The sequence below is a fragment of the Agromyces sp. NPDC056965 genome, assembly GCF_042673425.1.
GTDB lineage: Bacteria > Actinomycetota > Actinomycetes > Actinomycetales > Microbacteriaceae > Agromyces.
In genome coordinates, this window is record NZ_JBHURI010000008.1 from 18419 (window position 1) to 41236 (window position 22818).

18 protein-coding genes are annotated in these 22818 nt (G+C 69.0%); 8 read left to right on the forward strand and 10 right to left on the reverse strand.

Translation table 11 applies throughout. The annotated features are described in order from the left end of the window. Positions 1-47 precede the first annotated feature (47 nt). The 4 genes from ACFTQE_RS03465 to ACFTQE_RS03480 all read left to right on the forward strand — a co-directional run bounded on the left by ACFTQE_RS03465 (position 48) and on the right by ACFTQE_RS03480 (position 6649). A complete protein-coding gene (locus tag ACFTQE_RS03465) occupies positions 48-3095 on the forward strand; it encodes an alpha-mannosidase (protein WP_376923743.1) in 3048 nt (1015 codons plus the stop codon). 171 nt (positions 3096-3266) lie between these two features. After that, positions 3267-4655: an ABC transporter substrate-binding protein gene (locus ACFTQE_RS03470; protein ID WP_376923744.1), complete on the forward strand. Its 1389-nt coding sequence runs from the start codon at positions 3267-3269 to the stop codon at positions 4653-4655. A 105-nt stretch (positions 4656-4760) separates the two neighbouring features. Next, positions 4761-5675, forward strand: a complete 915-nt coding sequence (locus ACFTQE_RS03475; RefSeq protein WP_376923745.1) for a carbohydrate ABC transporter permease — start codon at positions 4761-4763, stop codon at positions 5673-5675. Next, positions 5672-6649 carry a carbohydrate ABC transporter permease gene (locus ACFTQE_RS03480; protein WP_376923746.1) on the forward strand — a complete coding sequence of 326 codons (978 nt, stop codon included), beginning with the start codon at positions 5672-5674 and terminating at the stop codon, positions 6647-6649. The genes ACFTQE_RS03475 and ACFTQE_RS03480 overlap by 4 nt, the downstream gene beginning before the upstream one ends. A 107-nt stretch (positions 6650-6756) precedes the next feature. Here the strand turns inward: ACFTQE_RS03480 and ACFTQE_RS03485 are convergent, their stop codons facing one another. From ACFTQE_RS03485 to ACFTQE_RS03525, 9 genes are read right to left on the reverse strand one after another with little or no spacing between them, the layout of a single operon-like run. Further along, positions 6757-7485: a cupin domain-containing protein gene (locus tag ACFTQE_RS03485; RefSeq protein ID WP_376923747.1), complete on the reverse strand. Its 729-nt coding sequence runs from the start codon at positions 7483-7485 to the stop codon at positions 6757-6759. Further along, positions 7472-8377, reverse strand: coding sequence for a PmoA family protein (locus tag ACFTQE_RS03490; RefSeq protein WP_376923748.1), 906 nt, complete (start codon positions 8375-8377; stop codon positions 7472-7474). Before ACFTQE_RS03490 ends, ACFTQE_RS03485 begins: the two co-directional genes overlap by 14 nt. Then, the gene (locus ACFTQE_RS03495; RefSeq protein WP_376923749.1) at positions 8374-9492 is read right to left on the reverse strand and encodes a Gfo/Idh/MocA family protein; all 1119 of its coding nucleotides are present in this window, start codon (positions 9490-9492) and stop codon (positions 8374-8376) included. Before ACFTQE_RS03495 ends, ACFTQE_RS03490 begins: the two co-directional genes overlap by 4 nt. Before the next feature lie 13 nt (positions 9493-9505). Next, the gene (locus ACFTQE_RS03500; protein ID WP_376923750.1) at positions 9506-11599 is read right to left on the reverse strand and encodes a glycoside hydrolase family 36 protein; all 2094 of its coding nucleotides are present in this window, start codon (positions 11597-11599) and stop codon (positions 9506-9508) included. Between the two features lie 15 nt (positions 11600-11614). Next, positions 11615-12577, reverse strand: a complete 963-nt coding sequence (locus tag ACFTQE_RS03505) for an acetylxylan esterase (protein WP_376923751.1) — start codon at positions 12575-12577, stop codon at positions 11615-11617. A gap of 49 nt (positions 12578-12626) precedes the next feature. Further along, positions 12627-14576, reverse strand: coding sequence for a hypothetical protein (locus ACFTQE_RS03510; protein WP_376923752.1), 1950 nt, complete (start codon positions 14574-14576; stop codon positions 12627-12629). A 10-nt stretch (positions 14577-14586) separates the two neighbouring features. Then, complete coding sequence (locus ACFTQE_RS03515; protein WP_376923753.1) at positions 14587-15423, reverse strand: polysaccharide deacetylase family protein; 837 nt, start codon at positions 15421-15423, stop codon at positions 14587-14589. Continuing rightward, positions 15420-16766: an FAD-dependent oxidoreductase gene (locus tag ACFTQE_RS03520; RefSeq protein WP_376923754.1), complete on the reverse strand. Its 1347-nt coding sequence runs from the start codon at positions 16764-16766 to the stop codon at positions 15420-15422. Before ACFTQE_RS03520 ends, ACFTQE_RS03515 begins: the two co-directional genes overlap by 4 nt. Continuing rightward, the gene (locus tag ACFTQE_RS03525; RefSeq protein ID WP_376923755.1) at positions 16763-17938 is read right to left on the reverse strand and encodes a hypothetical protein; all 1176 of its coding nucleotides are present in this window, start codon (positions 17936-17938) and stop codon (positions 16763-16765) included. Before ACFTQE_RS03525 ends, ACFTQE_RS03520 begins: the two co-directional genes overlap by 4 nt. Before the next feature lie 159 nt (positions 17939-18097). Here ACFTQE_RS03525 and ACFTQE_RS03530 point away from each other — a divergent pair, with 159 nt between their 5' ends. Together ACFTQE_RS03530 and ACFTQE_RS03535 are read left to right on the forward strand one after the other, a co-directional pair. Then, entirely contained in the window at positions 18098-19717 is a 1620-nt protein-coding gene (locus ACFTQE_RS03530; protein ID WP_376923756.1) for an FAD-dependent oxidoreductase, read from the forward strand. A 108-nt stretch (positions 19718-19825) separates the two neighbouring features. Next, a complete protein-coding gene (locus tag ACFTQE_RS03535; protein ID WP_376923757.1) occupies positions 19826-20794 on the forward strand; it encodes a dihydrodipicolinate synthase family protein in 969 nt (322 codons plus the stop codon). A 143-nt stretch (positions 20795-20937) separates the two neighbouring features. Here the strand turns inward: ACFTQE_RS03535 and ACFTQE_RS03540 are convergent, their stop codons facing one another. Further along, positions 20938-21915, reverse strand: a complete 978-nt coding sequence (locus ACFTQE_RS03540) for an o-succinylbenzoate synthase (RefSeq protein WP_376923758.1) — start codon at positions 21913-21915, stop codon at positions 20938-20940. A gap of 89 nt (positions 21916-22004) precedes the next feature. Between ACFTQE_RS03540 and ACFTQE_RS03545 the strand changes: the two genes are divergently transcribed. Next, positions 22005-22190, forward strand: coding sequence for a hypothetical protein (locus ACFTQE_RS03545; protein WP_375837703.1), 186 nt, complete (start codon positions 22005-22007; stop codon positions 22188-22190). 58 nt (positions 22191-22248) lie between these two features. Beyond that, positions 22249-22815, forward strand: a complete 567-nt coding sequence (locus ACFTQE_RS03550; RefSeq protein WP_376923759.1) for a hypothetical protein — start codon at positions 22249-22251, stop codon at positions 22813-22815. The last annotated feature ends 3 nt before the right edge of the window (positions 22816-22818 follow it).

Consider the following 22818-nt stretch of genomic DNA (forward strand, 5'->3'; position numbering starts at 1 on the left):
TCCGCGCCGTGCGAGTACCGCCCGCCGCTCGAAGAAGAGAGATCCACGTGCACGACAACCGGCTGATCGTCGAGGGCCGACTCCAGCGCTTCGACCAGGAGTTCCTCACCCCCGCCGTCTACCGGAGCGTCAGTCCGCTCGAGGTCTCCGAGTGGTGCGTTCCCGATGAGCCGGTGCCCGCCGCAGACGCACTGGGGGAGCGGTACGAGCCGATCGGCCTTCCGCATCGTTGGGGCCGTCCGTGGTCGACGACATGGTTCAAGGGCCGGGGCACGGTTCCGGACGAGTGGTTCGACGAACACGGGCGACTTCCGGACGCCACGCGACTCGAAGTCGTCGTCGACCTGGGGTTCTTCGGCGATCGGCCGGGATTCCAGTCCGAGGGACTCGGTTACCGCGCCGACGGCACCATCATCAAGGCGGTGTCACCGCGCAGCTCGTACCTGCCATGGAGCGGCGGGCCGGGGAGCGACATCGAGGTCTACGTCGAGGCGGCAGCCAATCCAGATGTCGCGGGAGATTACGATTTCCTGCCCACTCCGCTCGGCTCGAAGGCGACTGCCGGCGATCAGCCCATCTACGAGTTGCAGCAATTCAGCGTCGCCCTGCTCGACGAGGCGGTCTGGGCGCTCGCCCGCGACGTGTGGACGCTGAGCGGACTCATGTACGAGCTCGGCACCGACACTCCGCGACGCCACGACATCCTGCGCAGCTTCGAGCGCATGCTCGACCTCGCCGACCCCGCCGACGTCTCCGGTACTGCGGATGCCGCACGCACTGCGATCGCCGGAGCGCTCGCGAGTCCCGCGAGTGCGAGCAGCCATGACGTCGTCGCGATCGGTCATGCGCACATCGACTCCGCGTGGCTCTGGCCCGTGCGCGAGACGGTGCGCAAATGCGCTCGCACGTTCTCGAACGTGCTCTCGCTGATGGACGAGTACCCGGAGTTCCGATTTGCATGCTCCTCGGCGCAGCAGCTCGCGTGGATCAAGGAGTCCTACCCCGAGCTCTTCGCCCGCATCAAGGAGAAGGTCGCCGCGGGGCAATTCATCCCGGTCGGCGGCATGTGGGTCGAGCCCGACATCAACATGCCGGGCGGTGAGGCGATGGCACGTCAGTTCGTCGCGGGCAAGCGGTTCTTCCTCGAGGAGTTCGGCGTCGATACCCAGGAGGTGTGGGTGCCCGACACGTTCGGGTATTCGGCGGCATTGCCCCAGATCATCAAGGCGAGTGGCTCGAAATGGTTCGTCACGCAGAAGATCTCGTGGAATCAGGTCAACCAGATGCCGCACCATACCTTCCTCTGGGAGGGCATCGACGGCAGCCAAGTGCTCACGCACTTCCCGCCGGCCGACACCTACATCTCCGAACTCTCCGGTGCCGAGCTCGCCCACGCGGAGCGGTCGTTCCGGGAGAACGGTGCGGCATCCGTCTCCCTGGTGCCGTTCGGATGGGGAGACGGTGGCGGCGGACCGACCCGGGACATGATCGAGGCGGCGGGTCGGTTGAAGTCGCTCGAGGGTTCGCCGAGAGTGTCGATCGACTCGCCGCAGGCGTTCTTCGAACGGGTCGAGGCAGAGTACGTCGACCCGCCGGTGTGGTCGGGGGAGCTGTACCTCGAATTGCATCGCGGCTCGCTGACCTCGCAGCACCTGACGAAGCAGGGCAATCGCCGCGGCGAACACCTGTTGCGCGAGGCGGAACTCTGGGCGGCCACGGCGGCCGTGCGCGAGGGGGTGCCGTACCCGTACGACGAACTCGAGACAAGCTGGCACACCGTACTCCTGCAGCAGTTCCACGACATCCTCCCGGGCTGCTCGATCGCCTGGGTGTATGAGGACGTCGCGCGGAACAACGCCGCGCTCACCGAGCGAGCCACCCGCATCATCGAGGAATCCGCGTCAGCGCTCGTCGGCCCCGGCGTGCGGCAGCTGTCGTTGAATCCGCGACCGCAGACCGCGTCCGGTGTGGCGCCGCTCAGCATCGCCGTGCCAGTCGCCACCGGCCAGGCACCGACGCTCACCGCTGACGCGGATGGCGACGGCTTCGTGCTCGACAACGGGTTGGTGCGCGCGAAGATCGATGGGCGCGGGCTGCTCGTATCGCTCCGCGATGCGAGCACCGGCCGTGAGGCGATCGCACCGGGGGAGACGGGCAATCTGCTGCAGCTGCACCGCGACATCCCCAACAAGTGGGATGCATGGGACATCGACGACCACTACCGTCGAGTCGTCGAAGACCTCGACACGGTCGACTCGCTGCGAACGGTGACCGGCTCCGACTCGGTCGCGGTCGTCGTCGAACGGGGCACCCGTGATTCGCGCATCACGCAGACACTTCGACTCGATCGAGGGGCGGCATCGCTCGAGATCCACCACGACATCGACTGGCACGAGACCCGCAAGCTGCTGAAGCTCGCGTTCCCGTTCGATGTGCACGCGGACCGCTCCGCCGCCGAGACCCAGTTCGGCCATGTGTTCCGGCCCACCCACACCAACACCTCGTGGGATGCCGCGCGGTTCGAGATCTGCGCGCACCGCTGGATCCACGTGGGCGAGCCGGGATACGGCGTCGCGATCGCCAACGAGTCGAGCTACGGCCATGATGTGGCCAGGAGCACCCGCGACGACGGCGGGACGACCACGACCGTGCGGGTATCGCTGCTGCGGGCACCGGTGTTCCCGGATCCGAATGCCGACCAGGGCAGGCACGAGCTGACCGTCTCGATCCGTCCGGGCGCAGACATCCGTGCCGCGGTCGACGAGGGCTATCGGATGAACCTGCCTCAGCGCACGATCACCGGCGGGCGCGATGTGGCGCCGCTCGTGCGCGTCTCGCATCCCGCCGTCATGGTCGAGGCGGTCAAGCTCGCCGAGGACCGCAGCGGTGACCTCATCGTGCGGCTCTACGAAGCGGAGGGCACGAGGGCGGTCACAGACGTGGAGTTCGACGTCGACGCGGCATCCGTCACCGTCGTCGATCTGCTCGAGCGCGAGATCGAGCCGACGGCCGGCACGAAGCTCTCAAGCACTGGCGCGCGCCTGGCGCTGCGCCCGTTCCAGCTCGTCACCCTGCGGGTTCGGTGGTCGTCATGACGACGTTCGGCCCGCGGGTGACCCAGAACCTCCCGGCACAGCGAAGGGAGGGTCCGACGACCCGTCGGTAATGCTCCGAACTCCGCGCCTCGCCTACGCTGGCAAGTCGCGGATGCCTCTATTGATTGCACCACTCGGGCGACAGCCGCCCGACTACGAAGGAGTAGATACATGCGTTCACGCAAGAAGCAGTGGTTCGGCCTCGCGGCCATCACGGCTGCAGCAGCCTTGGCCCTGTCCGCCTGCTCGGGCGGTGGCACCGAGTCCGAGGCCCCCGCGGCCGACCCCGATGCGAAGGTGACGATCACGGTCGGCGAAATGCCGACCGCCGACCAGGCCGCATCGCTCGAGACCTTCAACGACAAGGTCGCCCAGTTCGAAGAGCTCTACCCCAACATCACGGTGAAGGGCGATGAGACGCGGTACGACACGTCGACGTTCAACGCGATGCTCGTCGGGGACACGCTGCCGACGACGCTCGCCGTTCCGTTCACCGACATGCAGGCCTTGATCGCTCGCGGCCAGGCTGCTGATGTCACCGACTACATGGCCGGCAACGAGACGTTCGCGGAGCTGAACCCCGACCTCATCTCCGTCGTGCAGGACGCCGACGGTCGCAGCTACGGCGTGGTTCGTCAGGCGTACACGATGGCGCTCATCTACGACCGGGCGCTCTACGAGCAGGCCGGTCTCGACCCCGACGACACGCCGACCACGTGGGAGGGTGTGCTCGAGAACGCGAAGACCATCACCGAGAAGACGGGCAAGCCCGGATTCGTGCTGCCGACGACCGGCAATGCGGGCGGTTGGCTCCTGACGACCATGGCGTACTCGAACGGGTCACTGGTCCAGGAGACCGAGGACGACACGACCACCGTCACGATCGACACCGACGCGATGAAGGATTCGCTCGAGTTCCTCCACGATGTGCGGTGGGGCGCGAACGCGGCGGGTTCGAACTTCCTGCTGGGCGGCGATGACATCCGCAACGAGCTCGCCGGTGGAAACGTCGGCCAGACGGTCAACGGTGCCAACATCTACAACGATCTCGTCGTGAATCGCGGTATGGCAGGGGAGAACGTCGGCATCGCACCGCTGGCCCAGGCAGAAGACGGTCTCGGAGCCCTCGGCGGCGGGGCGATCCAGTGGTTCAACCCGAAGGCCACGGCCAACGAACTCGCTGCGGCACTCAAGTGGACCGAGTTCTACTGGCTCAACAAGTACATCGATGAAGACGCCGCGGTCACTGCGGCCGAGACGCTGTCGGCCGATGGCAAGCCTGTCGGTTCGCCCGAAGTGCCGATCTTCGGTGACGAGGCCTACGAGACGTACCTCGGCTGGATCGAGCCCTACATCAACGTCGACCGCGACAACTACACGGCATACTTCGCGAGCCTCACCGAGCTGCCGATCGTGCCGGAGCCGGCCGTGAAGGCGCAGGAGCTCTACGCCGCGCTCGACCCGATCGCGCAGGCGGTCTTCACTCGCGAAGACGCCGACATCGATCAACTGCTGGCTGACGCGGAAGTTCAGGTCCAGGCGCTCGTCGACGCCGGCTGACACACTGCACCCCGGGGAAGGGGGGAGACGGCCGGTCTCCCCCTTCCCCTCCCCCCACCCCGCACCCGAAACGAGAGGGAGACGATGGCCGTCGATGCTCAACCCATGATCCGGCGCCCAGCGCGACCCACCCCTGTACGCCTGTGGAACTGGGTGCGGCACGGCGGGATCTCGACATTCCTCTTCCTCGTGCCGCTGCTGTTCACCTTCGGGTACTTCGCGTGGTGGCCGATCCTGCGAAGCCTCGCGCTCGCATTGCAGAAGACGAACCTGATCACCGAACCCACCTGGGTGGGACTGGAGAACTTCCAGCGGGTGCTCGCCGATCCGATCCTCGGCACTGCAGCACTGAACACGCTCTGGTTCGCGACCCTCGCGCTCGTCATCGGCTTTCCGGTGCCGATCCTGCTCGCCACGCTGATGGCTGAACTGCGCCGTACCCGACAGGTCGCGAGCGTACTCGTCTACCTGCCCGTCATCATCCCGCCCGTCGTCGCGGTGCTGCTCTGGAAGCAGTTCTACGACCCTTCAGCCGACGGCCTCTTCAACAGTGCCCTCGGCGTGATCGGGCTCGGCCCGTTCCCCTGGCTGCAAGACGGCGCCACGGCGATGCCGAGCATCGTGGTGCAGGCGACCTGGGCCGGGTTCGGCCAGTCGACGATCATCTACCTCGCCGCGCTCATGTCGATCCAGTCCGAGCTCTACGAAGCCGCCGAGATGGACGGTGCCCGCGTCTTCCGGCGCTTCTGGCACGTCACCCTGCCGCAGATGCGCGGCATCATGCTCCTCATGCTGCTGCTGCAGATCATCGGCACCATGCAGGTCTTCACCGAACCGTTCGTGATGACCGGCGGCGGCCCCGAGAACAAGACGGTCACCGTGCTGATGCTCATCTACAACTACGCCTTCATCCAGGGCGACTACGGCAAGGCGACGGCGCTCAGTCTGTTGCTCGCCGTCGTGCTCACCATCGTCTCCGCCATCTACCTGCGCGCGACGCGAAGCTGGAGCAAATCATGACCGCGACTCTCGAATACCCCACCACCGAAGCCATCGTCACTGCCGAGCTGCCCGACCCCTCGTCGAAACGGCGCCGCAAGCGTCGGGTCACCGAACCGGACGACCGATCGAACCTCTCCGACCTCGACCGACGCAGCCGCCGCGTTCGCGTTGGTCTGACGATCATGACGTTCGTCCTCATCGCCGTGCTCGTGCTCATCTCGGCAGGCCCGCTCGTGTGGCTGGGCAAGGCGGCGCTCTCCACGAGCCAGGACATCCTCCGCGAGCCCTTCGCCTGGTGGCCGAGCGGCATCCAATGGCAGAACCTCTCCGACGCGTGGGTCAAGATCAACATCGGCCAGTACTTGATGAACACCGTCTGGATCGCCGCCGGAAGCTGGTTCTTCGGCATGCTCGTCGCCCTCACCGGCGGCTACGGCATCTCGGTGCTCCGACCGAAGTACGCCAAGGTCGTCAACGCGGGGGTGCTCGCGACCCTCTTCATCCCCGGCATCGTCTCGCTCATCGCGCAGTACCTCACGGTGCTCGACATGCCGTTGCTCAACATCAACCTCGTCAACACCTTCTGGGCCGTCTGGTTGCCGGCGGCCGCCAACGCCTTCAACGTGCTGCTCGTGACCCGCTTCTTCGACAGCCTGCCGAAAGACGTGTTCGAGGCCGCACGCATCGACGGCGCCGGCAGCTTCCAGATCTTCTGGCGCATCGTGCTGCCGATGTCGAAGCCCATCATCGGGGTCACTTCGCTGCTGACGATCATCGGCGCGTGGAAGGAGTTCCTCTGGCCGTTGCTCGTGCTGCCGTCGCCGGGACTGCAGCCCCTCTCCGTCGGCCTCTACCGGGTGACCGCGACCGCGGACCTGAGCCTCCTCATGGCGGGAATGTTCATCTCGGTCATCCTGCCGATCGGGCTCTTCCTGATCTTCCAGAAACAGTTCCTGAAGAGTGCCGGTCAGGCCGGCGCGATCAAGGGCTGAGCCCGTCCTGCGAGCTGACGCGGGTTGTCCCGGATCGGCTCGCTCGGCGTGAGGTCGGCCCGGCAGCGGAGCGGTCGCTGCAGGGCCGACCAACGGTCGTGGATGGATCACGTGTGCGGGTAGGCGCTCAGCCAGCCGCACATTCCGAATCGTTCGTCGGCTTCGGCACCGTGCACCCCCGCGCCCCCGAAGTGCCGGGTGTCGGCTGCAGCGATCGCGTCGAGCTGGCGCTCGGTGGCAAGGGCCGCCGACCATGCGCCGCCCTTCCAACGTTGCCGCCACGCTGGGGTCAGCGCGGCGACGAGATGCGAGGCGCGCTCATGGAAGGCGCGGAGCGGGCCGAGATCGCCGGCGAGTGCCGCCTCACGCAGCGCGGAGAACCCGGCGAGTGCACGGTCCCGCCGTGCGAGCGCGCCGTCGAGTGATGGCACACCGCCAGGCGGTGAGAGGCGCGCCGCCGCTTCGTACGCCGCCCGTGACGCCAGATCGGTCGAGGGGAAGGTCAGTACCGCGTCGCCGGCCTCGGGCAGGCCCGAGTTCTGCATGATGACGACGAGCTCGAGCGCATCGTCGTTCACCAGCCGGTGGATCGTGCCCGGGTCGAACCAGAGCAACGTGCCCGGCCGGAGTCCGGTCTCGATGAAGCCCCCTTGCAGGGTGAGCGTCTGCACGCGCCCGTGGCCGCCGGTGACGAGGTATCCCTCGGAGCACACCGTGTGCAAGTGCGGGCTTCCGCCCCGCAGCCCGTCGGCGCCAGGGGCGGTGTAGACGCGAAGTCGCGTGACTCCGACGCCGCCGGGGAACAGGCCCGCACCCTCGAACTCAGCGTGCGCCACCGCGCCGCCATTCCTCGATCTCCGCGCGCCCCCAGGCGCCGTCGACCACGGTGACGCGGTAGCCGACGCGAACGGATGCCCCGGGCTCGAGCTCGAAAGTGCGGTCGAACGCCCACGACGGATTCACCGCCGCGAACTCCTCGGAGCGAACGAACCATCGCGTCTCGAAGCGACCATCGTCGGTGATCGGTTCGAAGACGAGCGTCGACGAGCGGTTGACGCCGTCGTGGTCACCGACGAAGGCGAGCCATGCGGCATCCGTGCCCCTCGCGTCGGCGGCGCTCGTCTCGCCGTCGGTCGCGGTGATCACTCGGCCGCCGGTGAAGCTGCGCGGGCCGCGCCACCAGAGGCCGCTGTAGCCCGAGCCGGTGAGGCCGCGGGTCGCGGGACTGCCGAACGAGAGCGTGGCCGTCGTGATGTTCTCGAGCTCGCTGCGCCACTCGAGCGACCAGGCGCGACGGGCGACGTCGACCTCGGCGAATCGCAACGAACGATGTTCGGCGACGAGCCCGTCGCCGTGGGCGGAGCGCCACCGCAGCTCGTGTTCGAGCAGCACGCCGCCCGAGGCATCCGTCTCAGCGACGATCTCGCCGATCGGTGCCATGCAGCCGACGTTGTCGAGCGCCACGTATCCCTCGCCGTCGACGTAGGTGTGACCGCCCCAGAGGTTGTGGCCCGAGAGTTCGGTGCAGGTCAGCTGCAGGCCCTTGTGCCAGCGATGATCGTGCGGCCGATAGTTCGTCACCACGTCGCCGGCGACCGTGCGCAGCGGATGCAGGTACGGCTTGGGGGCCTCGAACTGCTCGGGGTCGGGGCGGTGCACGTAGGAGGCGAGTTCGATGCCGTCGTGCGAGACCACCACCTCGGCGCCGTCGACGTAGGAGATGATCACGAACGCGCCTCCGATCGGAGCGCGAGGCCTCCGTTGAGCGATGAGTAGAAGGGATCGCCCGGCGTGATGCTGCCGCGTCGCACGATCTCACCGGTCAGGGCCGACTTGTACAACGCCGTCACGAGTTCCAGCGCAGCACGGCCGCCGGCGCCGCTCGTCTCGGGGCGCCGGCTGGCTCGCAGGTCGGAGATGAGCCGACGGAGCTGCGGGGTGTGCGTGCTGCGTTCGTCGGGCAGCTCGTCCGCCCACGTCGCAACTTCCTCGGCAGGGAGGCCCGGTGCGGGCGTGTAGACCCAGTCGTCATTGCCGTAGCCGTAGAGATGGGAGAGTTCGACAGTGGCGCGTTCGGTGTCGACGCGGACGCGGCTGAGCTGCGCCGGCGAGACCGCGCTGTTGGCGATCGTCGCGATGACGCCGCTCTCGAGGCGTACCCACGCGGCAGCGACGTCGTCGGTCTCGATGTCTCGGGCGAGCCGGTTCACGGTCGCCGAGACCTCTCGCCACTCGCCGAGGAGGCTCAGCATGAGGTCGATCTGGTGGATGCCGAGCGCCATGATCGGGCCGCCGTCACCGGTGAAGCTGCCCCGCCAGGGCGCGGCGAAATAATCGTCGCCGCGGTACCAGGTGGTCTGGCAGTGCGCGATGAGCGGATGTCCGAGTGCCCCCGATGCCAGCAGGTGCCGTGCGTGCTGCGCGCCCGAGCCGAAGCGCTGTTGGAACACGATCGGGGCGTACGGGCCGCCGTCGCGCTCGCCGGCGATCATCTCGTCGTACTCGGCGAGGCTGAGGGCCGGTGGCTTCTCGCACCAGACCGAGATGCCGGCGGCGAGACATGCCATGACCTGCGCGCGGTGCAGCGACGGGGGTGTGCAGAGGATCACGAGGTCGGGTCGGGCGTCCAGCGCCTTGGCCAACTCGGTGGTGTGGTTCGGGATGCCCCATCGCTCGGCGAACTCGGCGCCGCGCGCGGGGTCGATCTCGACGACCGTCTCGACGACGATTTCGGCGTCGCCGATCTCGCGGATCGACGGCAGGTGCACGTCGTGGGCGATGCCGCCTGCGCCCACGAGGGCGACACGGAGCGGCAGGCGGGCGGAAGGGGTGGGTGTGTCCACTGGGGGTCCTTTCTCAGCGCCGCAGGCGGAGCTCGAATACCCGGGCGGCCGCCCCGGGTGAAGCCTCGACGTGCAGCGTTCCCTCATGGTCGATGTCGGTCGCCCAGGCCGCGGCAGCGACCGGGTACGCCTGGGTCGCGGCATCGACCGCGAGGCCGGGCAGTCGCACGCGCTGCGCCGCGCCGCGCGACCACACGGCGAGCAGTGCGGTGTCGTCGTTCTGGAGCGTCAGGGCGAGTACGTCATCGTTCCAACCGGGCAGGCCGAGCGGCCAGAGCGGATGACTCGAGGCGATGCGGTCTCGCCAACCGCGATGCAGTTCGACCGCCTCGTGCACGAGTTCGAGTTGGGCCGGGCGGAGGCGATGCAGGAACCCCGAGAGCATGAGGCGGCCGGTGATGCCGGCCGTCATGGCGAAGGCGGTCTCCTCGTCGCTCATCGACTCGGCCGGATATGCCCAGTTGGCAGCCTGCTCGGGTGTCATGCTGGCCGGCGCGGCGGCCGCGATCGGCGGGTACAGCAGCGCGTCCTGCTGGTCGCTGGTCGACTGGAGATGGGCGACGGAGAGCAGCCCGTAATCCATGCGCATCGCGCCTGAGGCGCAGTTCTCGAAGATGACCTCGGGGTGGCGCTCCTGCGCTGCGAGCAGCCAGGATCTGAACGCCCGGGTGTGCCCGAGCAGGCCCGCGCCGGCGCCGGTCACGGCGGTGTCGGTGCCGACACCAGGATTGATGTTGTAGTCGAGTTTGAAGTACGAGACGCCGTACTCGCTCACGAGGTGGTCGACCGTCTCGTCGAGGTGGTTCCGCGCCGCAGGGTGACGGAAGTCGAGATGGTACCGGTGGTCCTCCATGACCCGTTCGCCGAATCGCGAGAAAAAGGCGTCGGCGGGCAGTTCGCGGGCGATGGGCGACTCGATACCGACTACCTCGGGCTCGAGCCAGATGCCCGAACGCATGCCCCGTTCGTGGATGCGGTCGATCACGTTGCCGAGTCCACCACTGAACCGGGTGGGCGCCTCGCGCCATGCCCCGATCTCGCGCCAGTACTCGGCCGCGTCGGTGAACCAACCGGCGTCGATGCAGAAGTACTCGGCGCCGGTATGTGCGGCCGCGTCGATCAGGGGCAGCAGAGCTTCGGTCGACGGCGCGCCCATGAGGGTGTTCATGTAGTCGTTGTAGATCACCGGCAGGGTGTCGTCGATCGGGCGACGGTGTCGCAGGCCGCGACGATAGTCGGTGAGAGCGGCGAATACGGCGTCCCGACCGCCGTCGGCGACGACGAGGCCGACCGGCACCGTGGTGAAGCTCGCTCCGGGTTCCAGGCGCATGGCGAACTGGTGCTCGAGGTCGCTCGGCCCGAGCGCTGCGAGCACGACCGAGTGCTGCGTCCTGGTCAGTTCCCAGCTCCAGCCGGCACTCGTCTCGAGCTGCCAGGCGAGCGAGGGCCCGTCGTCCGAGACGAGCACACCGGTCGGCAGCACCTCCCCACTCGACCAGGATCCGTGACTCGAACGCACGAACCGGCCACGGCCGTCTTGACCGTGCGCGGCCAGCCCGAGCTCCGGCAGCACCTCGTCGAGCGGCTGCTCGTGCCAGCGGCTCTCGGCGAGCCACTCGCTCTCTCCCCACAGCACTCGATGTCCGCCCGACCCGCCTGCGCCGGCGTCGGCGAGCTCGAGGCTCAGCGAGCCGACAGCGGTGAGCACGATCGGCTCGGATGCCCCGTTGTGCACGGTCTGGGTGACTTGCATGCCCGAGCCCGCGTGCACGCGGAACTCGCTCATGACCACGAGCTGCGTGAGATCGTCGAGCTGCCGGATGCGCAGGCACTCCAGGCCGTTGCGGCGTTCGACATCGTGGTCGACGTAGCGTAACCGTTCTCCGATGGCCGAGCGCACGAAGCTCTGGCTCGTGCGCCCGCGCTGTTCGGCGGCCGTGAAGAGGTCGACGAGCGCGTGGGCGGTCACTGCCGAGGCATCCGTGCCGATCGAGAGGTGCGACAGGTGCACGGGGTGGTCGCCGATGCGGAACTGCAGGCGCAGCGCGCCGGCGCTCCAGTCGATCCGCGTCGACATCGACGTGTGAAGCGTGGTGTCCGTGGTCATTGGCCTGCGTCCCCGTCAGCCGAAGATCTCGTCGAGGAAGGCGAGGTGGCGCTGCGTGTGGTGCCATTGCCCGCCCTCGTGGCCGTTGTACGGATAGACCGCCATCTGCTTCTCGTCGCCGGCGTATGCGTTGTACGCGGCGTAGACCGTCGACGGCGGGCAGACCGCGTCGTACAGGGCGACCGAGAAGAGCGCCGGTGCGGTCGCACGCGCGGCGAAGTTGACGCCGTCGAAGTAGGAGAGGGTTCGGAAGACGGATTCCTCGTCGCCGCGCTGCGACTGCAGGTAGCGGGCGAGCTCGTTGTACGGGCTCGCATCGGTGATGCGCAGCGCGCGGCGGAAGTGGCTGAGGAAGGGTACGTCGATCGTGGCGCCGGCGAGGCCGTCGCTGAGCCCGGCGGCGGCGAGGGCGATGCCGCCGCCCTGGCTTCCGCCCGCGACGACTACCCGCTCGGGGTCGACCGCAGCATGAGTGCGGGCTGCATCGACCGCGCGAGCGGCATCGGTGAAGACGCGGCGGTAGTAGTAGGAGCTCGGGTGCTCGATGCCCGCGGTCATCTTGCCCGGCACCTGCGGGGCGCTGCCGACCGGGTCGGGCGTCGAGCCGACGCTGACGCCGTTGCCCTGGCCGCGGGTGTCCATCACGAACACCGCGTACCCCGCGGAGGGCAGCAGGCTCCATTGCTCCGCATGCCCGCGACCGCCGCCGTACCCGATGAATTGCACCACGCACCCGCGCACGGGCTCGTGCCGCGGCCGGAGCATCCAGCCCCGGATCGGGTGGCCGGCGAAGCCGGGGAACGTCACGTCCTCGACGATGAGGCTGCGCATAGCCGAATCGACGGCGTCGAATCTGGCCGAGCCGTGCTCGCGGGACTCGGCGAGGGTGTCGCGCCAGAATGCGTCGAAGTCGGCTGGCTCCTCGCGCTCCGGGCGGTAGGTCTCGAGTTGGTCGACGGGCAGATCGAACTGGGCCATGCGTGTCCTCGCAGTGTGGTGGGGTGTCGTGGAGTCGGTGTGGAACTTGTCAGGAGGAATGGGACGGCACCGCGACGGGTACCGGCTCGGCGAACGCCAACTGCTCCTGCGCGATGCGCGCGTGGTCGAGGCGGGAGCCCGGTCGCGCCGGTGCCACGAGTCGGAGCTCGACGTCACCGCCCTCGCCGGCGACGATGCGGGAGAGCTGCACCGTGGCACCGTCGAATTCCGCTCGAAGCGATGCATCTGCTGCGCGGCCGGGAGCGGGGTCAGCGGCTCCGTTGGCGGGGGCGAGGCGAAGGGCGCCCGCTGCGATGACCGGCCCGAGCTCGTTCAGCACCAGCGGGCGTGCTTCGTGCTCGGCGAGCCAGAGCACGTCGATGTCGAGTCCGGTGTCGGTGACCGTGACCCGCGCGGGGCGCGGCCGGCCGTCGAACTCGGCGTGCGCGAGCTCCCAGTCGAAGGCGGCCGCCGCGGTCCGCACAGTCACGGTGCGCGCATCGTCGACGACCGTGCCGGGCGAGGCCGGCGTGCCGTCGACGAACACGCGGCTCGCGGCATCCGTGCCGTGCAGTGAGAAACGCACGAGCAGCTCCCTCGCCGGCAGCGACTCACCCGCCCCGACCGCGTCGAGGTGGATGTGCCGGTCGCCCGCCGGGGTGGCGAGCGAGAACGACCAGAGCACCTCGGATTCGTGCTGCACCGAGCTGAACGAGCCTGCGGCGAAGCCGAAGCCGTCGTGAACGACGGATGCCGAGATGGAGTGGCTCGGCGTCTCAGCGCGGTTCGCGACGTCGCCGGGTTCGGCCCAGTGGCCGAGCAGCATGCGGCGTTGCAGCCAGGTGTCGCCGTGGTTGACGCTGCCGAGGGTGACCGGGCCGTCGAACCAGCTCGTGCCGGTCGCGGGTACGACGATGGCAGGATGGCCGGCGGCGCCGGTACGGGAGACTCCCGCGACCTGGCCCTCGATGTAGTGCACCTCGTCGAACGCCTCGCGCACCGTGACCCGGCCAGGGTCGCGGTCGAGACGGTTCCGAAGGTCGGCCGGAATGCGGTAGTCGAGCACGGCGTCGTGCACCGCCTCCGTCGTTTCCGTGAGGGTCTCGTCGTCGAAGAACGACCAGGTCTCGGGCGCCACCCGTTGCAGCACCGTCAGCGGCCCCTGCGTCTTGCGCAGGTCGGTCGCGTAGCAGCGGGCCATGGGGCCGGCCAGTTGCCCGGTGGCCGGGTGCCACCTGGCGAGGAAGTGCTCCCAGGCGAGTCGTTCGAGGTCGACGGCGAGCGGGGTCAGCTCGGGGTCGGCGACGTACTGGCGCACTTGGGTGAACGCCTGGATGACGACGTTCCAGTAGGACGGGGAGTTGTACTCGGCGAAGCTGCGGGCGCGCAGGAGCTGAGTGTGCAGGTGGCGGAAGCGTTCGCGACCGTACGCCTCGAGCTCGCGGTCGTCGAGCAGTCGACCCGCCGCCAGAGTGACGAAGGCGCCCTTCACCGCGATGTTCGTGTAGTCGATGTCGACGTTGCGCCGGATGATCGACCGGGCTGCGTGCCCGAGCGCTCGCTCGGCATGCTCGCGCAGCCGAGCGTCGAGCACGTCGGCGTGACGGAAGAGCATGAGGGCGAGGTACTCGCCCATGAAGTCCGCCCAGTTCCAGTCGGGCGGCACCATCTCGCTGAGCGGCTCTTCGGCCCAGTAGGCCCAGATGCCGTACGTCGTGCTCGCAGGATCGACGTCCTGGTGTGCGAGCACGGCTGCGAGCACCCGCTCCGCGCGCGCCGAGCGCAATTCGCCGTCGACCTCGACGTCGCCGCTGCGCGCGAGCTCGAGCAGGGTGAGGGCGTACGCGAGGCTCTCGCGCAACCGATGCGCGTTGCCGGTGACGATCCTCGTGTGGATCGGGTTGTATACGGCCGGCACGAGGAGCAGCTCGGCGGCGGGGTCGTATTGCGCGTCGCCGAGCGAGCGAGCGGCGTTCAGGAGCAGGGGGTCGGCATCCACAGGGTCATCCTCATCGATTCGTGCTGGTCGTCGTTCTGGTGGTGCGGTTTGCGCGGTCGGAGCGGTCGGGTCTGCCCGGGCGGTCCGCTCCGCCCGGGCGTCGAAGGGCGGGCGGATGCCCGATGGTGGCCGCATCTCGAGCGACCGGCAGTTCGTCCCATCCGATCAGATCGAGCCCGAGGCCGGCGGCCTCGTGGAGGATCTGCGCTAGGCGGTCGGGGTGAAGGTGGTTGCCGGCACCCGCCTCGGCGATCTCGTGGGCGTACAGCGTGAGGGAGCCGCCCTGGTCGGCGAGGTCCCGCAGCAGCGCGCTCAGCACGGAGTGATCGTCTGGGTGGGGTACGGCACCACGACCGGTGTCGCACCCGCGGCCGGGGTGCACGCGTCGGCGGGTGTCGTCTCCGGGAGCGATGATCGCCGTTCGTGCCAGTGCCGCATCGGCGGTGCGCGGCCCGCCTCCGCGCACCCGATCGAAGACCTCGAGCAGCACGCCATCGCTCGTCGCGTCTCGCCGGGAGTTCGGGCAGGCGAAATGGCGGGCCGATGCGCCGAGGGCCGCGAGCGCCTCGATGCTCGGGCGGATCTCGAGGTCGAGGTACCTGTCGGCACCGAGCTCGGAGATCGCGTCGTCGGCGTTCCGGTGGCGAGCGCCATGCGAGCCGACCGTGTGCCCGTCAGCGAGCAGTCGCTCGATGCCCGCCTGTTCCGTGGCGTCGAGCAGATCGGCCTCGACCACGAAGAACGTGGCGCGAGCATCGACTGCATCGAGCAGCGGCAGTGCGTCGACCCAACCGTCGACGTGACGGTCGTCGAAGGTCAGGAGGAGCCGGCCGGCGTGGTCCGTCACGCCGGCACCCGCGACGGGGCATCCATGGCGCCCCTCGTCTCGACCTCGGGAACGATCGCCCCGTTGCTGCTGAGCAGTTCGCGCAGCGCGCTCCGCGGGACCTCGTCGATGGCGACGCCGAGCCGAGCGGCCAACGCTGCGGCCGCTCCCGCAGCCTGTCCCGTCGCCATGGCGGTCGCCTGCACCCGTGAGGCGGAGTTCGCCTCCTGGTCGCCCGAGATGCAGCGCCCCGCCACGATGATGTTGCGGTTCTCCCGTGGCAGCATGGTCGAGAGCGGGATCGTCGCCACCCTGCCCCGTTCGAGGTAGGTCTTCGCGATGCCGTCGCCATCGGGGCGATGGATGTCGATGGGGTAGTAGCTGTAGCAGACGGCATCGTCCCAGACCCGTCCGCTGAGGTACTCGGCACCGGTGAGGCGCCGGACGCCCTCGATTGTCATCGACTCGCGTACTCCGGCCTCGATCGCGCCGTACGTCACGGTCAGTCCCTCGAGACCCGGGAGCGGCTTGAGGAAGCGGTAGATGCGCAGGAGCGCCGCGCGCGCGTCGATCTCCGCGGCGGTGCGCCCCGCGCTCGTCGAACCGTCGATTCCCGGCAGGTGGATCGCGTTCTCGCCGTGCTTGCGCAGGAACGGCTCGAGCACGTGCCCCGAGGCGCCGAAATCCGCGGCACGGATGCTCCCATCCGCGATGGCGCGATCATATGCCTCATCGAGCAGGCGGTAGTCGAGTCGCTCGACGTCGTAGCCGCCGAAGAGCACCGCGAGGGTGCCGGGCTGGCGCGCCTCGTTGCGATGCCGGGCGAGTCCCGCGAGGCCCACGGCGTCGGCGTCGCCCGAGCAATCGACGACGCGCGACGCGCGGACATGCTCGAGACCGTCTTTGCCGCAGAGCGTGACGTCCCAGTGGGAGCCCGACCAGGAGAGTTCGGCGAGCATCGTGTGCAGATGGAGGTCGACGCCGGCGGCGTGCACCGCCTCGCTGAGCACTGCGGTGTACAGCGGCACGTTCACCCGGATCTGGAGTCGCCAATGCGGCAAGTCGACTCGGCTGAAGTCGGGGAGTTGCTCGCCCGCGAGGCGAACCGTGTCGCTCACCAGGTCCCAGCCGATGCCCGCGATGACCTGCCCGCCCCACGCATGGAAGAGGCCGGGGAAGTTGATGCCGGCCGAGGTGGTCGTCCCGCCGAGCGAGCCGTTCTTCTCGACCAGCACGGTTCGTGCGCCGGCGCGGGCCGCCTGGATCGCGGCGACCGTGCCGGCCGGCCCGCCGCCGACGACGAGGACGTCGATCATGTCTCCCGCTGCAACCGAGCTCGGGTGGTCGTGGGGCTCGTGCGTCATCGGTGATCTCCTGCGGTTTCGGTGGGCACGGCGACGATTGCGACGCCGCGCCGGGTGACGGCTCCGTCGGCGTCGCGCTCGACGCGGTTGTAGACGATGCCGCGCCCGTCGGGGGTGAATGAGGGATGCGGGTGGAACGGGTGCGGCTCGAAGCTCGTTTCGTCGAGCACGGTGCGCGTGCCGTCGGCGACGTCGATCAGCACGATCGAGCTGCGCTCGCCGGCATCCTGCCAACCGCGACCGGGAGCGCCCTCGGGGCCGGTGGTGTCGACCACGACATGGGTCCCGTCACGGCTGATGCCGCAGTGCCAGTCGCGGTCTCCGGCGCTGAGCAATCGCACCGGGCGCCCGTCGACGGGCACGAGGTGGACGCCGCGCGGGCCGACCGGGCTGTCGCCGTAGGCGACGACGATCGCACCGGGCTCGTGGAACATCCAGCGTTCGTGTCCGAGCGCCACGGATGCCGCGGGGGATCCCGCCGCCGCGGCGTCGACGATCTCGTGCTGGGCGACGAGGGCTCGGCCATCAGGGGCGTGCTCGGGGTGCCAGCCCCAGACCCGGTCGTGGACCGTCGTTGCCGAGCCCTCGTGTGCGAAGCCGATCCAGTCTTCGTCGGCGGGGCAGAGATGCGAGTGATTCGCCCACCAGTCGAGGCGAAGGAGTTCGTGCGCGGCGCCGTCGACGAGTCGCACCTCGACGATGCGGCGCACCACGCCGCGGGTTTCGTTGACGATGAGGCGCGCGCCATCGGCGCTGATGCTGACGAGGCCGTCGAGCGACCAATCGGCAGGGCTGACGTAGACGACGGCGGGCACGGATGCCGCATCGGCGAGATCGCGGACGACGACGCGCTCCGCCCAGGCGGCGGCGAGCACTTGAGCGTCGAGGGCGACATCGAACCACGCGGTTGCGCCCATCGGTGGATCCTGCGCCGCGACGTCGGTACCGGCCCCGCCGATGAGCGCGCCGAGGTCGAGCAGGAGTTCGGGTGCGTCATCGGTGGGGTCGTCGACGGCGATGCCGAAGAGACGGGGAGTGCCGTCGCCTGCACGACCCACGACGAGGCGACGGCCGTGGTCGTAATAGCCGTTGCAGTGCGGATAGGTCGCGTACGCCTCATCTGCGAGAAACCGGCTCGCGCCGTTCGCGCGTGCTCCGGGTCGGAAGTCCACCTGTATCGCCTCTCTGCGAGTCTGTGCGGTCGTCGGTCGTGATGTCGAGCGAGGGTTGTCGGCCACTGCACGTGCCACTATATTTCAATTGATTTGAATTAGTCCAGCCCGAGTCGCGGAGATCACCACCGGCACTCGGCACCCGAAGGAGAACAACGCATGGTCGCGCAGGAAATCGTCGCTGACGTCGTCATCATCGGCGGCGGGCTGGGGGGTGTCGCCGCCGCGCTCGCCGCGTTGGAGCGGGGGGCGACAGTGGTGCTCACCGAGGAATTCGACTGGCTGGGTGGCCAACTCACGTCGCAAGCGGTGCCGCCTGACGAGCACCCCTGGATCGAGGAGTTCGGCGCGACGCGCAGCTACCGCGCTCTCCGCTCCTCGATCCGCGACGGCTACCGCAGGGCCTATCCCCTCACGGATCGAGCACTGGCGCTGTCTGCCCTGAACCCCGGCGCCGGCTGGGTGAGCAAGCTCTGCCATGAGCCGCGCATGGCGGTCGCCGCGATCGAGGAACGGCTGGCGCCGTGGCGGTCGAGCGGCGCATTGACGATCCTGCGGAACTGCCGGCCGGTGAGTGCCGATGTCGACGGAGACCATGTGCGCGCAGTCACTGTCGAGCACCTCACGAGCGGCGCACGAACGACTCTGCTCGCGCCGTACTTCGTCGACGCCACCGAGACCGGCGAACTCCTCCCGATCACGACGACGGAGTACATCACCGGATTCGAGGCCCAGTCGGAGACCGGAGAGCCGTCGGCTCCCCATCATGCACAGCCGCAGAACATGCAGGCGATCAGCGTCTGCTTCGCCATGGATCACGTCGACGGCGATCACACCATCGACCGCCCCGTGGACTACGACCATTGGCGCGGCCTCCAGCCTGACTTCTGGGGTGCGCCGCTGCTCAGTTTCACCGCGCCGAACCCGCGGACGCTCGAGACCGGCACCAGGGTCTTCGAACCGAATCCGGGTGACGACCCGTACGCCGTCGAGGCCGATCAGAGCAAGAACCCCGGTGATCACAACCTGTGGAGCTTCCGTCGGATCCTCGCGCGCGATCTCTTCGCGCCGGGTCGGTTCGCGAGCGACATCACGCTCGTCAACTGGCCGAGCATCGACTACTTCGAGGCATCCGTCATCGACGTTCCCGCCGAAGAGGCCGAACGCAACCTGGCCGCCGCGCGCTCGCTCAGTCGATCGTTCTTCTACTGGCTTCAGACCGAGGCGCCGCGAGCAGACGGCGGCGTCGGCCACCCGGGTCTGCGCCTCCGCGGCGATGTCACCGGTTCGGCCGACGGGCTCGCGCAAGCCCCATACATTCGCGAGAGCCGTCGGATCCGGGCGATGACGACGATCGTCGAGCAGGATGTCTCGCGCGCAGCGCGCGGCGCAGGAGGTGCCCGGCGATACGACGAGAGCGTGGGCATCGGCATGTATCGCATCGACCTGCATCCCACGACCGGCGGCGACAACTACCTCGACGTGCCGGCGGAGCCGTTCGAGATCCCGCTCGGCGCGCTCGTGCCCCGGCGCATGCGAAACCTCATCCCGGCCGGCAAGAACATCGGCACGACCCACATCACCAACGGCTGCTACCGCCTGCATCCCGTCGAATGGAACATCGGCGAGGTCGCCGGTCATCTCGCGGCCGTCGGGGTGATGCGCGGCTCGGAGCCGCACGCCGTGCTCGGCTCGGTCGCCGTCCGCGAAGAGTTCCAACGGGAGCTCGTCTCGGCGGGCATCGAGCTGCACTGGCCGAAGGGCATCGAGGGGTACTGAGCTGTGTCCCGATCCGCATGGCTGTCGTCGCGCCGCTTCGTTCACCGACATCGCGGGCACGCTCGAGAGTCGAACATCCCCTCCAATAGACGCAACGAAAGGTACGCCATGGCCGCCACTCTCGATTTCTGGGCAGCAACCATCACCCCGTTCGACGAGTACGGCCGGCTCGATCTTGCTCCCGTTCGATTCCAGGCCCAGAAGCTCACGAACGACGGCGTCGTCGGCGCCTTCGTCACCGGCACCACCGGTGAGTTTGCGTCCCTGTCGTCCGATGAGCGGAAGGCGATCGTCGAGGAGTGGCGTGACGTTCGGCACGAGGGCCTGGAGATCGGCGTGCAGGTCGGTCACACTGAACTGGCCCAGGCGCAGCAGTTGGCCGCGCATGCCGAATCCAACGGGGCCGATCTCATCGCCGCCATCGCTCCCTTCTACGGCGAGACGTCATCGATCGACCGCATCGTCTCGTTTCTCGCTGATGTTGCGGCAGCAGCACCCGCGACTCCGTTCTGCTTCTACCACATTCCGAGCATGACGGGCTCGAGCCACCGCCCAAGCGATGTGATGGCCAGCGCCATCGACAAGATCCCGACGCTGCAGGCGGTCAAGTTCACCGACGAGGATCTGATGGAGTTTGACCGGGTGCGACTCACCGCGCCGCACGTGCGAGTCTTCTTCGGTCGCGACGAGCTCCTGCCGGCGGGTATGGCATTCGGCGCCGATGGCGTGATCGGCAGCCTGTACAACGGGCTCGCACCCATCGGCATTCAGGTGGCACGCGCGTTCAGCTCCGGTGACACGAGGGCCGCCTTCTCGTTGCATGCGCCATTCCGTGAGGTCGCGGCAGCGGCGGGACGTCACGGCGGGCTCGGATTCGTGCGGCAACTCATGAACGAGCTCGGCCCGGACTCGGGCCCGGGCCGCCTCCCCTGGGGGCCGTTGAATGACGCGGATCAGCGGGTGGCGAGAGAGCTCGCCGTGCGCCTGCGAGAGCCGATCGAGAACGCACGCCGGGAGCTCGCGGATGGCCGAGGCGCGTCGCTGCCCTCGAACCGTGCGGAGTCTCACGTTGACTGAACACGCCTCGGCCGCCCTCCTCGAGATCGCGCGGGCGGCCTAACGATGATCGCGATCTCTCGGAGGCGCCGGGCCTGGGCGACGGTGCGCTGGGGCGAGCCGATCCGAGCGTCGGTGAATGGACCTGCCGTCAGTCCGTGGGCTCAGGCGAGCGCCGCGTGGCAGCGCACGATGCGCTCGAACCACCACTCGGTGCGCTCGGGCGATGCGGCGTAGCGGTCGAGCAGCGCGGGGTCGGGCAGCACCCGGCCGACCGGGATCGACCCGTTCTCGGGGATGAGCGGCGCCCGCGTGACATCCGCCGCCAGGAGCGAGGCGGTGCCGAGCCCGCAGTCGTAGTCGAGCACCGGCACGGATGCCGCGAGCTGCGCCCCCATCGCGAGGCCGATGCTCGTGTCGAGGGCGCTCGAGACGACGACGGGCAGGCCCGTTCGGCCGATCAGCTCGAGCGCGCGACGGATGCCACCGAGCGGCTGCGCCTTGATCACGAGCAGGTCGGCCGCGCCCGCCTCCGCCACGGCGAGCGGGTCGTCGGCGCGACGCACGCTCTCGTCGGCCGCGATCGGCACGCCCATGTACTTCGTGCGGCGACGGATCTCGGCGAGCTCGTCGACGCTCGGGCAGGGCTGCTCGACGTACTCGAGGTCGAACGGCGCGAACGCGTGGATCGCGTGCTCGGCCTCGTCGACGTTCCACCCGGCGTTGGCGTCGACGCGGATGCGACCCTCGGGGCCGAGCGCCTCGCGCACGGCGCGCACGCGGGCGACGTCCTGCGCGAGCGTCTGGTCGGGGCTCGCGACCTTCACTTTCGCCGTACGGCATCCGGGGAATCGCGCGAGCACGGCGGCGACGCTGTCGGGGTCGACCGCCGGCACGGTCGCGTTGACCGGGATGCGGTCGCGGAGCGCCGGCGGCGGGGTCGTCCAGCCGTAGTCGATCGCGGCGGCCAGCCAGGCGGATGCCTCGTCGTCGTCGTACTCGACGAACGGCGAGAACTCGGTCCAGCCTTCGGGCCCCTCGAAGAGCACGGCCTCTCGCACGTCGATGCCGCGGAAGCGCGTCACGAGGGGGAGGGCCACGACTCTGGCCGTGGCGAGCAGTTCGTTCGGCTCGGGCAGCATGTGCCCAGTCTCGCACCCCGGACTGCAGAGACCGCGGACTGTCGGGGTGAACCTCTGGAGGGTAGGGTGAACGCCCACAGGGGGTGCACATGGACGGACTGCAGCAACTCGGCATCGAGGGCGTCGAAGTCCCCGAGGAGCCGGTCGCGAAGAACGTGCTCATCGGCGTCGGAGGAGTGCTGCTCGTGATCGCGGCGCTCATCCCGATCACCGCGGCGGTCATCACGATCGTGGTCGTCGTCACGAGCTACGGCGGGGCGATGCTCGGCCTCTGACGCATCGGCGACAGGACCGGCCGAGCAGGGCGCGCCCGATGACGCTAACGTCGGTCGGATGACGTCGCAGGCGAGTGGGATCTATGTTGGGCACCTGATCGGGGCATCCTTCGGTGCCGTCTTCGTGATCCGCAACAGCGGGTTGCTCGGCCAGCCCGGCCAGCTCATCGCGAGCGTGCTCGCGGTGCTCGCAGCGGTCGTCATCCTCATCGGCTTCATCGCGACGATCCGGCGCGGGCAGCGCCCGCCCGCGCAGGACCTTCCGCGTTCCCGCGCAGCGTTCTGGGTGATCGTCGTGATCGAGGCAGCACTGCTGTTCGGCGGGCTCGCGTTCCTCAATCGGGTCGAGCCGGCGGCGAACGTCGGCTGGATCGCCCTCGTCGTGGGCGTGCACTTCCTCGCGTTCACCCTCTGGTGGATCCCGGGGCAGCGCGAGCTGCTCGTGATCGGCGCCGTCATGGTTCCGCTCGGCATCATCGGGCTCGTCATTGCCGTCACGACGCACGACGCGGTGCTCGTCGAGTTCGTCTCGGGCTTCGGGTCGGGGGTCGTGCTGCTCGGCGCGAGCCTCGCGACCGCGCTTCGCGTGATCGCCGCCGGCCGCGCTCCGATCCGCGCGGAATAGGCT

What these genes read in the sequence shown, in the direction of transcription:
- ACFTQE_RS03470 (WP_376923744.1), top strand. Translation starts at nt 3,267, where the DNA reads ATGCGTTCACGCAAGAAGCAGTGGTTCGGCCTCGCGGCCATCACGGCT.
- ACFTQE_RS03475 (WP_376923745.1), top strand. Translation starts at nt 4,761, where the DNA reads ATGATCCGGCGCCCAGCGCGACCCACCCCTGTACGCCTGTGGAACTGG.
- ACFTQE_RS03480 (WP_376923746.1), top strand. Translation starts at nt 5,672, where the DNA reads ATGACCGCGACTCTCGAATACCCCACCACCGAAGCCATCGTCACTGCC.
- ACFTQE_RS03500 (WP_376923750.1), bottom strand. Translation starts at nt 11,599, where the DNA reads ATGACCACGGACACCACGCTTCACACGTCGATGTCGACGCGGATCGAC.
- ACFTQE_RS03505 (WP_376923751.1), bottom strand. Translation starts at nt 12,577, where the DNA reads ATGGCCCAGTTCGATCTGCCCGTCGACCAACTCGAGACCTACCGCCCG.
- ACFTQE_RS03520 (WP_376923754.1), bottom strand. Translation starts at nt 16,766, where the DNA reads ATGACGCACGAGCCCCACGACCACCCGAGCTCGGTTGCAGCGGGAGAC.
- ACFTQE_RS03530 (WP_376923756.1), top strand. Translation starts at nt 18,098, where the DNA reads ATGGTCGCGCAGGAAATCGTCGCTGACGTCGTCATCATCGGCGGCGGG.
- ACFTQE_RS03535 (WP_376923757.1), top strand. Translation starts at nt 19,826, where the DNA reads ATGGCCGCCACTCTCGATTTCTGGGCAGCAACCATCACCCCGTTCGAC.
- ACFTQE_RS03540 (WP_376923758.1), bottom strand. Translation starts at nt 21,915, where the DNA reads ATGCTGCCCGAGCCGAACGAACTGCTCGCCACGGCCAGAGTCGTGGCC.
- ACFTQE_RS03545 (WP_375837703.1), top strand. Translation starts at nt 22,005, where the DNA reads ATGGACGGACTGCAGCAACTCGGCATCGAGGGCGTCGAAGTCCCCGAG.
- ACFTQE_RS03550 (WP_376923759.1), top strand. Translation starts at nt 22,249, where the DNA reads ATGACGTCGCAGGCGAGTGGGATCTATGTTGGGCACCTGATCGGGGCA.